Genomic DNA, 16,111 nt, shown 5'->3' with positions numbered 1-16,111 from the left:
AGCCTATCCCAATCGTCATGCCCGGGCTTGTCCCGGGGCATCCACGTCTTCATAACCCACGCGAAGGCGTGGATTGGCCGGGACTTTAGATGCGAAGACGCGCTTCGCGCCTTAGCCCGGCCCTGACGGCCTTCTTATGCGAAAGACTTCGCGTAGCCCTCGACGACCGACTTCAGCTTGGCAGCGGTGTCGTCGGAGAGATCGCGGCTGTCGCGGATCACGTTGAGGATGTCGACGTGCTTGCCGCGCAGCAGCGAGAGCAGGCCGTCCTCGAACGCGCGCACCTTGTTGAGCGGCAGCGGATCGAGGTAACCGTTGGTGCCGGCCCAGATCACGCAGACCTGCTCTTCCATCTTCAGCGGCGAGAACTGCGGCTGCTTCAGGAGCTCGGTGAGACGCGAGCCGCGGTTGAGCAGGCGCTGGGTCGAGGCGTCGAGGTCGGAGCCGAACTGCGCGAACGCCGCCATTTCGCGGTACTGCGCGAGCTCGCCCTTGATCTTGCCGGCGACCTTCTTGGTGGCCTTGGTCTGAGCCGAGGAGCCGACGCGCGACACCGACAGACCGACGTTCACCGCAGGACGGATGCCCTGGAAGAACAGATCGGTTTCCAGGAAGATCTGGCCGTCAGTGATTGAGATGACGTTGGTGGGAATGTAGGCCGACACGTCGTTGGCCTGGGTTTCGATGACCGGCAGCGCGGTCAGCGAGCCCGAGCCCTGGTCCTTGTTCAGCTTCGCCGCGCGCTCGAGCAGGCGGGAGTGCAGATAGAACACGTCACCCGGATAGGCTTCGCGGCCCGGCGGGCGGCGCAGCAGCAGCGACATCTGGCGGTAGGCGACGGCCTGCTTGGACAGATCGTCATAGATGATGACCGCGTGCATGCCGTTGTCGCGGAAGTACTCGCCCATGGTGCAGCCGGTGAACGGCGCGATGTACTGCATCGGTGCCGGATCCGAGGCGGTGGCGGCGACGACGATCGAGTATTCGAGCGCGCCCTGCTCTTCCAGCACCTTCACGAACTGGGCAACGGTCGAACGCTTCTGGCCGACCGCGACGTAGACGCAGTACAGCTTGATGTTCTCGTCCGGCTGCGCATTGAGCGGCTTCTGGTTCAGGATGGTGTCGAGCGCGATCGCGGTCTTGCCGGTCTGGCGGTCGCCGATGATCAGCTCGCGCTGGCCGCGGCCGATCGGGATCAGCGCGTCGATCGCCTTGAGGCCGGTCGCCATCGGTTCGTTCACCGACTTGCGCGGAATGATGCCGGGCGCCTTGACGTCGACACGCATGCGCTTGTCGGCCTGGATCGGGCCCTTGCCGTCGATGGGATTGCCGAGCGCGTCGACGACGCGACCGAGCAGGCCCTTGCCGACCGGCGCGTCCACGATGGCGCGGGTGCGCTTGACGGTCTGGCCTTCCTTGATCTCGCGGTCGGCACCGAAAATAACGACACCAACGTTGTCGGTCTCCAGATTCAGCGCCATGCCGCGGGTGCCGTTCTCGAACTCGACCATTTCACCGGCCTGGACGTTGTCCAGACCGTAGACGCGGGCGATACCGTCGCCGACGGACAGCACCTGTCCGACTTCGGAGACTTCAGCTTCCTGGCCGAAATTCTTGATCTGGTCCTTGAGGATCGCGGAAATTTCCGCGGCGCGGATGTCCATCAGCCTGCCTCTTTCATCGCGTGCTTGATCGAATTGAGTTTGGTGCGAAGCGAACTATCAACCATGCGGCTGCCCAGCTTGACGACAAGGCCACCGATGATCGAGGGATCGACTTTCACGTTCAGCGCGACGTCCTTGCCGGTCACCGACTTCAGGGCAACCTTGAGGGCGTCGAGATTCTTGCCCGAGAGCGTTTCCGCGACGGTGACATCGGCCGTCGTCTCGCCCTTGAACTTGGCGACGAGGGCGCGGTAGGCGCGGATGACGTCCGACACCGTGAACAGGCGGCGGTTGGCGGTCAGCACCTTCAGGAAATTGGCGGAGATGCCGGCGATGCCGGCCTTGGTCAGGACGGCCGACAAGGCCCTGGACTGGGTGTCAGCCGCGAACACCGGGCTGCGGACGAGGCGATTGAGATCGGCGCTCTCGGTCAGCAGGGCCTCGAATTTCTCAAGATCGGCTTTGACTTCGTCGACCACTTTCTGGTCGCGGGCCAGTTCGAACAAGGCCGTTGCATAACGGCCGGACACACCGGAAACGGACGTATCTTCTGCAGCCACAGACGCGCTCTTTTTGCTGTCAAACTCGCAAGGGAAAAACCGTCGCCACGAAGCGGCGCCTAGCGATCCAAGCCCTTGGAATTCAAGCGGGACTTCGATTTTTCGAACAGCACGGGAGGTGCCGGGCTCGTTAAAATCGCGGCTTTGCTAACATAGCAGGCGCGCAGGTGCAACATGACGCCAAATTAAAGGCATGAGGATCTGTCGCCAGTTCGTCGCACGCCACGATGGCGTGACGATGAGCTCCCGCATCACGGAATTGCCGTGAGCCTCGCGGCGGCTCGGCACCCATTCGTTCCTGCCCTTAGCGCATACCGGCCATGAACACGGATCGCTAAGGCGTGAATCCCGCCGCGTCAGTTCCATTAGCCGAATACTTACCCAATTCTAAACGCTGGCGAAAATGACTTCATTTTACAGTATTCCCAAGTAATCGATTAGTTAATGAATTGATAAAACAAAGGATTGCGGAACATCGACCGAATATCGGCACAGGTAACAAGATGTTTCATGACGACACAGAGCGGATTTACTGCCCAATTCACGCCGCATTGCGAAAGGAAACGCCATACCGCTCACAAACTGATGGGGGCTCCACTAGCCACATATGTGGCAATACTAGCTTAGGGACCACTAAATGCTGTCTTTGAAGACGCTGGGCTTTGCGACCCGGCCGCGCACGGCGATCGCTTTTGTTGCCGCAACTCTCTTCATCGGTGGAACTGCCACCGAGGCTTCCGCCAAATCCAGACATCACCGGCATCACCATCATCATCACCGCCACCACGCCCAGAACGATACCAACGCGAGCTCCGATTGGCGCAACGCCAATGCGTCGATGACGCCGTCGTCGGGCACGGGCCGCAGCTTCTCCGGCATCGCCTCCTATTATGGCAACGAATCCGGCAGCAAGACTGCTTCGGGCCAGCGCTTCAACCAGAACGCCATGACCGCCGCGCACCGTTCGCTGCCGTTCGGCACCAAGCTGCGCGTCACCCATGGCGGGCAGAGCGTCATCGTCACCATCAATGACCGCGGCCCGTTCATTCGCGGCCGCGTGCTCGACCTCTCCACCGGCGCTGCCCGCGCCATCGGCCTGACCGGCGCCGGCGTCGGCCGCGTCACCGCGGAAGTCGTCTCCTAACGCGCGAACCAGCGCCTCATCTCAGCCGCGCAGTTTTCATCAGTTTGATGCGCGCGTGAAGCAAGCCCGCGGTCTTGGGGGACCGCGGGCTTTTTTGTTGGCGTCGCCGTCATTCTGGGGCGCGCAACGAGGGTGGAGGCGCGCACCCCTCCCGCGCCGTCATTGCGAGCGCAGCGAAGCAATCCAGAAAATTTTCTGCGGGAAGACTCTGGATTGCTTCGTCGCTTCGCTCCTCGCAACGACGTGGAAAGAGTGCGCACAGCGCCTACAAAAAGCTCTGCGGATCGACGTCGACCTCGAGCTTGAGATTGCCCGTCGGCTTCGGGCACACGGCGAGCCAGTTCCGCAGATAATCCGACAGATCGAAGCCGCGCGCCGATTTCACCAGGATGCGGAAGCGGTAGCGGCCCTTGATGACCGCGAGCGGTGCTTCCGCCGGCCCCAGCACCACCACGCGCTCGTCTCGTGGCGCCAGCGCCACCAGGCAGCGGCCAAAGCCTTCCGCGCTCGGCCGGTCGCCTGCCGAGATGATCAGGCTGGCGAGCCGGCCGAACGGCGGATAGAGCGTCTTCTCGCGCAGGTCGATCTCGCTGTCGTAAAAGGCCTCGCGGTCGCAGGCGATCAGCGCCTTCATCACGGGATGATCGGGCTGGTGGGTCTGGAGATAGCCGACGCCGCGGCCCTGCTCGCGTCCGGCGCGGCCTATCACCTGGTTGAGCAATTGCCAGGTGCGCTCTGCCGCGCGCGGGTCGCCGTTGGAGAGGCCGAGATCCGCATCGACCACGCCGACCAGATTGAGCCGCGGGAAATTGTGCCCCTTCGCGACGAGCTGCGTGCCGATGATGATGTCGACACGACCCTCCGCGATCTCGGCAAGCTCGCTGCGCATCGTCTCGATCGAGGTGATGAGATCGCTCGACAGCACCATGGTGCGCGCGTCCGGGAACAGCGCGGCCGCCTCCTCCTGCAAGCGCTCGACACCTGGGCCGACGGCGACCAGCGATTCCTCCGCAGAGCAGTTCGGGCAGACGTGCGGGCGCGGCATCGAGAAACCGCAGTGATGACAGACGAGGCGCTGACGAAAGCGGTGATCGACCAGCCAGGCATCGCAGATGGTGCAGGCGAAGCGATGGCCGCAGGCACGGCACAGCGTCAGCGGCGCATAGCCGCGGCGATTGAGGAACAAGAGAGCCTGCTCGCGCCGCTCGATCGCGATCTTGATCTCGCCCGCAAGCCGGGGCGAGATGAAGCGGCCGCGCGCCGGCGGCTCGCGGCGGAGATCGATCGCCTCGATATGCGGCATGTGCTGGCCGCCGAAGCGCGAGGGCAGCGCGATGCGCTGATAGCGGTTCTTGCGCGCATTGACCTCGGACTCGACCGAGGGCGTCGCGGAGGCCAGCACGACCGGTATTTTGGCGATATGCGCGCGCACCACCGCCATGTCGCGGGCGTGGTAATGCACGCCATCGTCCTGCTTGTAGGCCTGGTCGTGCTCTTCGTCGACGACGATGAGGCCGAGATTGGCATAAGGCAGGAACAGCGCCGAGCGCGCGCCGACCACGACCGGCGCGCTGCCCGCGGAGATCGCCGCCCAATTGCGCGCACGGGTGCGCGGCGTCAGCTCCGAATGCCACTCCAGCGGCCGAACGCCGAAGCGCTGCGCGAAGCGGTCGAGGAATTGGCCGGTGAGCGCAATCTCCGGCATCAGGATCAGCGACTGTTTTCCGCGACGAATGGCTTCCGCCACGGCTTCGAAATAAACCTCGGTCTTGCCCGAGCCGGTGACGCCGTCGAGCAGCGCGACGTGGAAGGTGCCGTTGGCCGCGAGCGCGCGCATCGTATCGACCGCCGCGCGTTGGAGCGGTGTGAAATCCGGCCGGCCAAAATCCGGATCGGGTGCCGGCGGCGGCGGAGGCGGCGGCATCGGTTCGACCGTGAGCGTGCCTTCGTCGACGAGGCCGTCGATCACGCCGGCCGAGACGCCCGCTTCCTTGGCGGCCTCGGACTTGCCGTGCAGCAGCCGGTCCGACAGCACCGCAATCAGGCGCTGCCGCGCCGGCGTCAGGCGCTTCGGCGGATCGCCAACCAGCCGCACGCCGGCGCGCATCCGTTCAGGGCCGAGATTTTCGCCCATGCGCAGGCACATGCGCAGCACCATGCCGCGCGGGCTCAGCGTGTAATTGGCGACCCAATCGACGACCGCGCGCAGCTCGCCCTTCAAAGGCGGGATGTCGAGCTTCTCGCTGACGTCCTTGAGACGGTTATGCAGGCGCGGATCGGGATTGGCGTTTTCGGCCCAGACCACGGCCAGTACCTCGCGCGCCCCGAGCGGCACGCCGACGAGATCGCCGGCCTTCAGCTCCATCCCGCGCGGCACCTTGTAGGAATAGGTCTGGTCGAGCGCGACCGGCACCAGCACGTCGACCATGCGGGTCGCAGTGGCGGGGGCGGACGTGCTGCGCGACGAATGATCCATGAGCTGGCTTGGAGGGAGAATCGGAACCTTAGGACGCCTCAAGGCTAGCGCCCTGGGGCGGCCTTAGCGAACGATAAACGGGTGTGATGCGATATACTGTGCGGAATCACCACGTCCAGAGTGCATGAGCAAAGCGGCCGCCCCATCCATCGAACTCGCCAGCGCCGATCCCTCGGTCGCGCAAGAGATGGCGCGCTGGCTGTCGCATCTCGGCGCCGAACGGCGGCTGTCGCCGAAGACGCTGGAGGCCTATGGCCGCGACTTGCGGCAATGCCTGGATTTCCTCTGCTCCCATTGGGGCGAGCGCGTCACGCTTGAGCGCTTCGCCGCGCTGGAAGCCACTGATGTGCGCGCCTTCATGGCGATGCGCAGGGCCGACGATATTGCCGGTCGCTCGCTGATGCGCGCGCTCGCAGGCCTGCGCTCGTTCGGCCGCTTCCTCGAGCGCGAAGGCAAGGGCAAGGTCGGCGCGCTCTCCGCGATCCGCGCGCCGAAAGTCGCAAAAAGCCTGCCAAAGCCGCTGCCGATGGCGTCGGCCAAACGGCTTGCCGATGCCGACGAGCGCGCCGGCGAGGAACGCGAGACCTGGATTCTGGCGCGCGATGCTGCGGTGATGGCGCTGCTGTATGGCTCGGGCCTGCGCATCTCCGAAGCGCTCGGCCTGAAGCGTCGCGAGGTGCCGCGACCGGGCGAGGGCGACGTGCTCGTCGTCACCGGCAAAGGCAACAAGACCCGCATGGTGCCGGTGCTGCAAAACGTGCTCGCGCTGGTGCAGGAATACGTTGCGATGTGCCCGTATCCGCTGCCCCCCGAGGGCCCGATCTTCGTCGGCGCGCGCGGCGGGCCCTTGAGCCCCCGCATCATCCAGCTCGCGATGGAGCGGCTGCGCGGCGCGCTCGGCCTGCCCGACAGCGCCACCCCGCACGCGCTCCGCCATTCCTTCGCCACGCATCTGCTCTCGCGCGGCGGCGATCTGCGCGCGATTCAGGAATTGCTCGGCCATTCCTCGCTCTCGACCACACAGGTGTATACCGGCATCGATTCCGAGCGGCTGCTCGAAGTCTATGCCAGCGCGCATCCGCGGCGCTGACACACTGACGTCATAACGTGCTTGCCTCTTGCGCGGCGCACGCGGTTCGGTCAATCGTGGGGAACCGAGGCAGGAGGGACATCATGAGCGCACATGAAAGCATGGAGCATGCCGAGCACGCTGAACACGCGTCCGGCTCGAACAAGAAGATCGCGCTCCTGATCGCGGTTCTGGCGCTGTTCCTGGCGATCTCGGAAACGCTGGGCAAGGGCGCCCAGACCGAATCGATCAGCAAGAACGTCGAGGCTGCCAATCTCTGGGCGTTCTTCCAGGCCAAGAGCATCCGCCGCACCGTGGTGGTGACCGCGGCAGAACAGGGCAAGCTGACGCTGGGCGGCACGACCGACGAGGCCATGAAGGCGACGGTGCAGAAACAGGTCGACGACTGGACCAAGACCGCGCAGCGCTACCGCTCCGAGCCCGAGACCGGCGAGGGCACCGAGCAGCTCGCCGAGAAGGCCAAGCATGCCGAGCACGATCGCGACGAGGCGACCGCGAAGTACCATCACTTCGAGCTGGCCTCGGCCGCCTTCCAGATCGGCATCGTGCTGGCCTCGGCCACCATCATCACCGGCATGTTCGCGCTCGCCTATGTCAGTGGCGTGCTGACGATTGCCGGTCTGATCATGACCGCGCTCGGCCTGTGGTGGCCGCATCTATTGCATTTGCATTGAGGGCGGCGCGTGACGATGGCGCAGCGAATCCGTCGCCACACATTCCGCTGTCATGCCCCGGCTTGCCGCCTTGGCTAAAGCTCCGGCCGGCCGAGTACCCTTGTGGCCCCGGCGTAGCCTTGGCGGAGACGGGACCGGGCCATCCAGTACGCCGCGACGTCTCGGTTCAATCACCGACGTCTCTGGATACTGGATTGCCCGCCTTCGCGGGCAATGACAGTGAGTCTGTGGAGATGGCACCGAATATGAGGCGAGCAGCTATCGCGCTTCGTGCACGCTTTTGCGGAAGCGCTGGATCAGGCGGAGAGTGCGGGAGGACCATCCCTCGCCGTTGCCGGCGATCAGCTCGCGGATGCGCCGCTTGACCGGGTCGACCAGCGCGGCGGCCTTGGCGCGCACCTTCAACACCAGTTCGTAGAGCCGCTCGAACCAGTGCATCTCCAACAGTTTGGGGCGCGTCACGTCGAACACGAAGGCGGTGACGCCGAGGCCGAGCATCTTCGCGAAGACGATGGTGAACACCGCGCTCGTCCAGTATTCGTGCGCGAGCAGCCACAGGCCGACCAGCTTGAGCGGAAACAGCGGGATGATCGGGACCGCAAACACGATCAGCGTCATGGCCGGCGATAGCGCATCGACGCGCTCCGTCAGCCATTGCTTGAAGCGCGCGAGCGGGATCGCCGCGACGACTTTTGCAACGATCGGCTCGAGATGGTCCCACAGCCAGGCTTCGATCAGGAAGACGATCGCAAGCAGGACCCAGACCGGTTGAAGAAGGCGGCGCAGCATGTGTTGTCCCGCCCGATTCGGCTCGGGCCTTGGACTACATATGGATGGCCCGCTTGCCGACCGCAAGCGCGGCTTCCTTGACCGCTTCCGAGCGGGTCGGGTGGGCGTGGCAGGTGCGGGCGAGATCCTCCGCACTGCCACCAAACTCCATGAGAACGCACGCTTCATGGATCATTTCGCCGGCTTCGCGGCCGATAATGTGCACGCCGAGCACGCGATCGGTCTTCGCATCTGCGAGAATCTTCACAAAGCCGTCAGTGGTCTGGTTGACCTTGGAGCGACCGTTGGCGGTAAAGGGAAACTTGCCGACGGTATAGGCGACGCCGGCCTGCTTCAGTTCCTCCTCGGTCTTGCCGACGGAGGATACTTCCGGCGTGGTATACACGACGCCCGGAATGACTTCGTAGTTCACGTGGCCGGCCTGGCCCGCAATGATCTCTGCAACCGCAACGCCTTCATCCTCGGCCTTGTGCGCGAGCATCGGGCCTGCAACCACGTCGCCGATGGCGTACACGCCCCTCAGGCTGGTGGCGAAGTGCGGATCGATCTGGACGCGGCCGCGTGCGTCGAGCGCGACACCGGCTTCCTTCAGGCCGAGCCCGTCAGTGTAGGGCGTGCGGCCGATGCAGACCAGAACGACATCGGCCTCGATGGTCTCGGCGGCACCGCCGGCGGCCGGCTCGATTTTCGCGAGCAATGCCTTGCTGTTGGCTTCGACGCCGGTGACCTTCGAACCCAGCTTGAATGCAAATCCCTGCTTTTCAAGGATCCGCTGGAATTGCCGTGCGACCTCGCCGTCCATGCCGGGCAGAATGCGATCGAGGAATTCGACCACCATGACTTCGGATCCGAGCCGGCGCCACACAGAGCCAAGTTCGAGCCCGATCACGCCCGCACCAATAACCAGCAATCTGCCGGGCACCTTGTCCAGCGACAGCGCGCCGGTCGAGGACACGATGCGCTTCTCGTCGATCTCGATGCCCTTGAGACGCGCGATGTCCGAGCCGGTGGCGATCACGATGTTTTTGGTCTCGACTGTCTGCGACTTGCCGTCGGCGGAGACTTCGACCTTGCCGGTCCCCAAAATCTTGCCGGTGCCCTGGAGCACGTCGATCTTGTTCTTCTTCATCAGGAACTCGACGCCCTTGACGTTGCCGTCGATGCCCTGCTGCTTGAAGTTCATCATCGCCGGCAAATCGAGCTTCGGCGCGGAAACGCTCACGCCCATTTTCGCGAAGGAATGGCCGGCTTCCTCGAACATCTCGGACGCGTGCAGCAGCGCCTTGGAGGGCATGCAGCCGACATTGAGGCAGGTGCCGCCGAGGGTAGCGTTCTTTTCGACCACGGCGACTTTCATGCCGAGCTGGGCTGCACGCACCGCGCAGACATATCCGCCCGGTCCGGTGCCGATGACGACGAGATCGTAGGTAGCCATGAGAGAAAGTCCCGTAGGTTTAGCGTGATGAGCGTGATGAGAATGTGTCAGCGCCCGCCGGACACATCGAGAATGGCGGAGGTGACGTAGGAGGCCTCGTCCGAGATCAGCCAGACGATGGCGTTGGCGATTTCCTCGGCGGTGCCGACGCGCTTCATCGGCACCAGATGGGCCAGGCGATGGGCGCGGTCGGGCTCGCCGCCGGCGGCGTGGATTTCGGTGTCGATCAGGCCGGGGCGGATCGCGGCGACGCGGATGCCTTCGCCTGCGACCTCATAGCCGAGGCCGACGGTGAAGGAATCGACCGCGCCCTTGGACGCGGCGTAATCGACGTAGGTGTTGGGTGCTCCGAGCTTTGCCGCGACGGATGACAGGTTGACGATGACACCGCCCTTGCCGCCGTGCCTGGTCGACATCCGCTTCACCGCCTCGCGCGCGCAGAGAATGGAGCCGGTGACGTTCACGGCCATCACGCGCTGGATGCGTTCGGCCGACATCTCGTCGACGCGCACGCCGCTCTTGCCGACGATGCCGCCATTGTTGACGAGCGCGCCGAGCGTGCCGAACTTGTCGGCTTGCTTGAACAGTTCGAGGATATCGCTTTCCTCCGCGACATCGCATTTCACGGCGATGGCACTGCCGTTACCAGCCTCGATCTGCGCGACCACCTCGTCCGCGGCAATCTTGTTGCTGGCATAGCCGACCACGACGCGGAAGCCGCGCGCGGCCGCCGCAAGCGCGGTCGCCCGCCCGATGCCGCGGCTGCCGCCGGTAATGACAACGACCTTATCCGTCATGCGCGCCTCCATGGTTCGACACGCGCCGCCGCGAATGGCGACGGCGCTCGCAGAGCAACGGGAATCAGAGATCGAGCACCAGGCGTGCCGGATCTTCCAGGCTCTCCTTGACGCGGACCAGGAAGGTCACGGCTTCCTTGCCGTCGATGACGCGGTGATCGTAGGACAGCGCCAGATACATCATCGGGCGGACCTCGATCTTGCCGCCGACGACCATCGGCCGCTCCTGGATCTTGTGCATGCCCAAAATGCCGGACTGCGGCGCGTTCAGGATCGGGGTCGACATCAGCGAGCCGTAGATGCCGCCATTGGTGATGGTGAAGGTGCCGCCCTGCATCTCGTCGATCTTGAGCTGGCCGTCGCGGGCACGGCGGCCGAAATCGGCGATGCTCTTCTCGATGTCGGAGATCGACTTGTGGTCGCAGTCGCGCACCACGGGCACGACGAGACCCTTGTCGGTGCCGACGGCGACGCCGACGTGGTAGTAGTTCTTGTAGATCAGGTCGGTGCCGTCGATCTCGGCGTTGACGGCGGGAATGTCCTTCAGCGCCTGCACGACGGCCTTAGTGAAGAAGCCCATGAAGCCGAGCTTGGCGCCATGCTTCTTCTCGAACGCATCCTTGTAATGGGCACGCAGCGCCATGACGTTGGTCATGTCGACCTCGTTGAAGGTCGTGAGCATGGCGGCGGTGTTTTGCACGTCCTTGAGGCGGCGCGCGATGGTCTGGCGCAGGCGGGTCATCTTGACGCGCTCTTCGCGGGCGGCGTCATCGGCCGGCGACGGCGCGCGCACCTGCACGGCGGCGGCGGGTTGGTTGACCGGGGTCGGCGCGGACGCCGCACGCTCGATCGCGGCGAGCATGTCGCCCTTGGTGACGCGGCCGTCCTTGCCGGAGCCCGGAACGGTCGAGGCATCGATGCCGGTCTCGGCCGACAGCTTGCGCACCGAGGGGGCGAGCGGCGCATCGGCCGGCGGCGCTTTCGCGGCCGAGGCTGCTGCAGGAGCGGCGGCAGCGGCCGCAGGAGCAGCAGCGGCGGGCTTCGCGGCAGCAGCGGCCGGCTTTGCAGCACCTGCGCCTTCCGTGATCTGACCGAGCAGCGCACCGACTGCAACGGTCGCGCCATCGGCGGCGATGATCTCGCTCAGCGTGCCGGCGGAGGGCGCCGGGACCTCGATGGTGACCTTGTCGGTCTCGAGCTCCACCAAGGGCTCGTCCACGGCGACGGGGTCGCCGGCCTTCTTGAACCAGCGGCCGATGGTGGCCTCGGTGACGGATTCGCCGAGCGTCGGCACACGAATTTCAGTCATGGTCTTTTCCTTAAGGAGATCGCCAATGCGGTCATAAGTGCGGATGTCATCGCCTGCGAAAAGCAAGCCAGCCAGCAAACCGGGCGTGCGTATGCTGCACGGACGACACGGCGTACTGGATGCCCCACCCCAGTACGCAGTCGCGCACGAGGCGGGGCATGACACAGTTCAAAAAGTTCAGCTCAGTGCTTCGTCCAGGAACGCCTTCAGCTGCGCCTGATGCTTGGACATCAGACCCGTGGCGGTCGCGGCCGAGGCGGCACGACCGACATAACGCGGACGCCGGCTCGCGCCGTTCACCTGGTTCAGCACCCATTCCAGATAGGGCTCGATGAAGTGCCAGGCTCCCATGTTGCGGGGCTCTTCCTGGCACCAGATCACTTCGGCCTTCTTGAAGCGAGACAGCTCGGCCACCAGCGCCTTCAGCGGCACCGGATAGAGCTGCTCGACGCGCATCAGATAGATGTCGTCGATTCCGCGTTTCTCGCGCTCCTCATAGAGGTCGTAATAGACCTTGCCGGAGCAGAGCACGATGCGGCGGATCTTGTCGTCAGGGACGAGCTTGATCGCCTCGTTCGGCAGCATCTGGGCGTCATCATAGAGGATGCGGTGGAAAGTCGTGCCCTTCGCCAGCTCCTCGAGACGCGACACCGCCCGCTTGTGGCGCAGCAGCGATTTCGGCGTCATCATGATCAGCGGCTTGCGGATCTCGCGGTGGAGCTGACGCCGCAGCACGTGGAAGTAGTTCGCCGGCGTGGTCGGATAGACCACCTGCATGTTGTCTTCGGCGCACATCTGCAAATAACGCTCGAGACGTGCCGAGGAGTGCTCCGGTCCCTGGCCCTCATAGCCATGCGGCAAGAGGCAGACGAGACCGGACATGCGCAGCCATTTGCGCTCGCCCGAGGAGATGAACTGGTCGAACACGACCTGCGCGCCGTTGGCGAAGTCGCCGAACTGGGCTTCCCACAGCGTCAGCGTGTTCGGCTCCGCGAGCGAATAGCCGTATTCGAAGCCGAGCACGGCCTCTTCAGACAGCAGCGAGTTGATGACCTCGTAATGGCCCTGCTCGGTGCCCAGATGGTTGAACGGCGTGTAGCGGCTCTCGTCTTCCTGGTCGATCAGGACGGAGTGACGCTGCGAGAACGTGCCGCGCTCGGAATCCTGTCCGGACAGGCGGACGTGATGGTGTTCGTGAAGCAGCGTGCAGAACGCCAGCGCCTCGCCGGTCGCCCAGTCGATGCCGACGCCGTTCTCGATCGCCCTGGCGCGATTTTCCAGAAAACGCTGAATGGTGCGGTGGACCCGGAAGCCGTCCGGCACCTTGGTGATCTTCCGGCCGATGTCTTTGAGGATTGGCAGGTCGACGCCGGTGACGCCGCGGCGCGCATCCTCTTCCTGGTCGGCGATCTTGAAGCCCGCCCATTTGCCGTCGAGCCAGTCGGCCTTGTTCGGCTTGTAGGACGTGCCGGCCTCGAACTCGGCATCGAGCCGGGCGCGCCAGTCGGCCTTGGCCTTGTCGACCTCGCCCTCGGTGATCACGCCTTCGCTGATCAGACGCCGCGAGTAGAGCTCCAGCGTCGAGGGATGGGCGGCAATCCTCTTGTACATCACCGGCTGGGTGAAGGCCGGCTCGTCGCCCTCGTTATGGCCATGCCTGCGGTAGCAGAACATGTCGATAACGACGGGCTTGTGGAATTTCTGCCGGAACTCGGTAGCAACCTTGGCCGCGAACACGACCGCTTCCGGATCGTCGCCGTTCACGTGGAAGATCGGCGCATCGATCATCTTCGCCACGTCTGACGGGTAGGGCGACGAGCGCGAGTAACGCGGATAGGTGGTGAAGCCGATCTGGTTGTTGACGATGAAGTGCACGGAGCCGCCGGTGCGGTAGCCCTTCAGGTCCGACAGACCGAAGCATTCGGCAACGACACCTTGGCCAGCGAACGCCGCGTCGCCGTGCATCAGCAGCGGCATGACGGAGATGCGCATATCCGGCGGATCGCCGTGCTGGTCCTGCTTGGCGCGGACCTTGCCGAGCACGACGGGATCGACGATCTCGAGATGCGAGGGGTTCGCCGTCAGCGACAGGTGGATGCGGTTGCCGTCGAACTCGCGGTCCGAGGAGGCGCCGAGGTGATACTTGACGTCCCCGGAGCCTTCGACTGCATCGGGATTGGCCGAGCCGCCCTTGAATTCGTGGAACAGTGCACGGTGCGGCTTGCCCATCACCTGGGTCAGCACGTTGAGGCGGCCGCGATGCGGCATGCCCAGCACGATCTCCTTCACGCCGAGATTGCCGCCACGCTTGATGATCTGCTCCAGCGCGGGAATCAGCGATTCACCGCCGTCGAGGCCGAAGCGCTTGGTGCCGGTGAACTTGGTGTCGCAGAATTTCTCGAAGCCTTCGGCTTCGATCAGTTTCATCAGGATGGCGCGGCGACCTTCGCGGGTGAACGAGATCTCCTTGTCCGGCCCCTCGATGCGCTCCTGGATCCAGGCCTTCTGCGCGGCATTGCTGATGTGCATGAACTCGACGCCGAGGGTCTGGCAGTAGGTGCGCTCGCAGATCGCGGTGATCTCGCGCAGCGTGCCGTATTCGAGACCGAGCACGTGATCGAGGAAGATCTTGCGGTCGAAATCGGCTTCGCTGAAGCCGTAGGTGCGCGGGTCGAGCTCTTCGCGATTGCGCGGGGCTTCGATGCCGAGCGGATCGAGCTTGGCATGGAAGTGGCCGCGCATGCGGTAGGAGCGGATCAGCATCAGGGCGCGGACGGAGTCGCGCGTGGCCTGGAGCAGGTCGGCGGAAGATAGGCCGCCCCCCTTGGCCTGCGCCTTGGCGGCGATCTTGTTGCCGACCGATTTCTCGACCTCGGCCCAGTTGCCGTCGAGAGCGGAGGTCAGCTCGTCTTGCGGGGTCAGCGGCCAGTTGGCGCGCTCCCAGGAAGGACCTTCGGCGTTCTTGCTGATGTCGCCGGGCTGGTCATTCAGGCTCTTGAAGAACTCCTGCCACTCGGGGTCGACCGAGGACGGATCCTTCTGGTAGCGGGCGTAGATTTCGTCGATGTAGGTGGCGTTGGTGCCCTGCAAAAAGGATGAGAGGGCAAAGGCTGCGTTCGCGTCCTGGCGAGACATACTGGAGTTCCTGGCGATTTCGGTTCGCGCATAACAAACGGCGCTGGCGCCGAGCTCCCGGCAGAGGCTCGGCGCGACAGGCACCCTTTACCCTATTTGCTGCGAAACTTCGCCCGGAAAAATACGAAGAAGTGAATTACCCCTTCAACTTTTCGGCAAGCGTATGACCAAGGCGTGCGGGCGACGGAGAGACCAGGATTCCGGCCGATTTCATCGCTTCGGTCTTGGAACCGGCGTCGCCCTTGCCGCCCGAGATGATCGCGCCGGCGTGGCCCATCCGGCGGCCGGGAGGTGCGGTGACACCGGCAATGAAGCCGACCATCGGCTTGTTGCGGCCGCGCTTGGCCTCGTCCTTGAGGAACTGGGCGGCGTCCTCCTCGGCGGAACCGCCGATCTCGCCGATCATGATGATCGACTCGGTCTTGGGATCGGCGAGCAGCATTTCCAGCACGTCGATGAACTCGGTTCCCTTAACCGGGTCGCCGCCGATGCCGACGGCAGTGGTCTGGCCGAGGCCCTCCTGGGAGGTCTGGAACACGGCTTCATAGGTCAAAGTGCCGGAGCGGGAGACGATGCCGACGCTGCCGGTCTTGAAGATGTTGGCCGGCATGATGCCGATCTTGCACTCGCCCGCGGTCATGACGCCCGGGCAGTTCGGCCCGATCAGGCGCGACTTGGAACCGATCAGCGAGCGCTTCACCCGCACCATGTCGACGACCGGAATGCCTTCGGTGATGCAGACGATCAGCGGAATCTCGGCATCGATGGCTTCGCAGATCGCGTCCGCCGCGCCCGGCGGGGGCACGTAGATCACCGACGCATCGGCGCCGGTCTTCTCACGCGCCTCGCGCACGGTATCGAACACCGGCAGGCCCAGATGCGTCGCGCCGCCTTTACCCGGCGAGGTGCCGCCGACCATCTTGGTGCCATAGGCAATCGCGGCCTCGGAATGGAAGGTGCCGTTCTTGCCGGTAAAGCCCTGGCAGATGACCTTGGTGTTCTTGTCGATCAGGATGGACATGAGGTCTGCTTTCGCGA

The 16,111-nt window shown here is 64.5% G+C and carries 12 protein-coding genes; 3 read left to right on the top strand and 9 right to left on the bottom strand.

The features are described from left to right. Positions 1–134: 134 nt before the first annotated feature. Positions 135–1,664 (bottom strand): F0F1 ATP synthase subunit alpha, encoded by a 1,530-nt coding sequence (gene atpA, locus IVA96_RS15385; RefSeq protein ID WP_247281231.1) that lies wholly within the window; start codon positions 1,662–1,664, stop codon positions 135–137. Next, positions 1,664–2,224: a F0F1 ATP synthase subunit delta gene (locus IVA96_RS15380; RefSeq protein WP_247281232.1), complete on the bottom strand. Its 561-nt coding sequence runs from the start codon at positions 2,222–2,224 to the stop codon at positions 1,664–1,666. The genes atpA and IVA96_RS15380 overlap by 1 nt, the downstream gene beginning before the upstream one ends. Before the next feature lie 637 nt (positions 2,225–2,861). Between IVA96_RS15380 and IVA96_RS15375 the strand changes: the two genes are divergently transcribed. Continuing rightward, a complete protein-coding gene (locus IVA96_RS15375) occupies positions 2,862–3,368 on the top strand; it encodes a septal ring lytic transglycosylase RlpA family protein (protein ID WP_247281233.1) in 507 nt (168 codons plus the stop codon). A 265-nt stretch (positions 3,369–3,633) separates the two neighbouring features. Here IVA96_RS15375 and IVA96_RS15370 read toward each other — a convergent pair whose 3' ends face one another. Continuing rightward, on the bottom strand, positions 3,634–5,844 hold the full coding sequence (locus IVA96_RS15370) for a primosomal protein N' (RefSeq protein WP_247281234.1): 2,211 nt from the start codon (positions 5,842–5,844) through the stop codon (positions 3,634–3,636). A 124-nt stretch (positions 5,845–5,968) separates the two neighbouring features. Here IVA96_RS15370 and IVA96_RS15365 point away from each other — a divergent pair, with 124 nt between their 5' ends. Both IVA96_RS15365 and IVA96_RS15360 read left to right on the top strand, forming a co-directional pair. After that, a complete protein-coding gene (locus IVA96_RS15365) occupies positions 5,969–6,934 on the top strand; it encodes a tyrosine recombinase XerC (protein WP_247281235.1) in 966 nt (321 codons plus the stop codon). Positions 6,935–7,017: 83 nt separating this feature from the next. Continuing rightward, positions 7,018–7,608 (top strand): DUF4337 domain-containing protein, encoded by a 591-nt coding sequence (locus IVA96_RS15360; protein WP_247281236.1) that lies wholly within the window; start codon positions 7,018–7,020, stop codon positions 7,606–7,608. Between the two features lie 258 nt (positions 7,609–7,866). On the opposite strand, the gene IVA96_RS15355 is transcribed toward IVA96_RS15360, so the two are convergent. From IVA96_RS15355 to sucD, 6 genes are all read right to left on the bottom strand, one after another. Next, the gene (locus IVA96_RS15355) at positions 7,867–8,397 is read right to left on the bottom strand and encodes a hypothetical protein (protein WP_247281237.1); all 531 of its coding nucleotides are present in this window, start codon (positions 8,395–8,397) and stop codon (positions 7,867–7,869) included. Between the two features lie 34 nt (positions 8,398–8,431). After that, a complete protein-coding gene (gene lpdA, locus IVA96_RS15350) occupies positions 8,432–9,832 on the bottom strand; it encodes a dihydrolipoyl dehydrogenase (protein ID WP_247281238.1) in 1,401 nt (466 codons plus the stop codon). Between the two features lie 47 nt (positions 9,833–9,879). After that, entirely contained in the window at positions 9,880–10,629 is a 750-nt protein-coding gene (locus tag IVA96_RS15345) for an SDR family oxidoreductase (RefSeq protein WP_247281239.1), read from the bottom strand. 64 nt (positions 10,630–10,693) lie between these two features. After that, positions 10,694–11,938, bottom strand: a complete 1,245-nt coding sequence (gene odhB / locus IVA96_RS15340) for a 2-oxoglutarate dehydrogenase complex dihydrolipoyllysine-residue succinyltransferase (protein ID WP_247281240.1) — start codon at positions 11,936–11,938, stop codon at positions 10,694–10,696. A gap of 177 nt (positions 11,939–12,115) precedes the next feature. Next, positions 12,116–15,073, bottom strand: a complete 2,958-nt coding sequence (locus tag IVA96_RS15335; RefSeq protein ID WP_247281241.1) for a 2-oxoglutarate dehydrogenase E1 component — start codon at positions 15,071–15,073, stop codon at positions 12,116–12,118. Positions 15,074–15,209: 136 nt separating this feature from the next. Continuing rightward, the gene (sucD, locus tag IVA96_RS15330; RefSeq protein WP_247281242.1) at positions 15,210–16,094 is read right to left on the bottom strand and encodes a succinate--CoA ligase subunit alpha; all 885 of its coding nucleotides are present in this window, start codon (positions 16,092–16,094) and stop codon (positions 15,210–15,212) included. Between the last annotated feature and the right edge of the window lie 17 nt (positions 16,095–16,111).

It is taken from the genome of Bradyrhizobium sp. 159 (genome assembly GCF_023073795.1).
In the GTDB taxonomy this organism is placed as follows: domain Bacteria; phylum Pseudomonadota; class Alphaproteobacteria; order Rhizobiales; family Xanthobacteraceae; genus Bradyrhizobium.
Note: the sequence above shows the minus strand (reverse complement) of the source record. Positions and strands in the feature narration are given on the sequence as shown.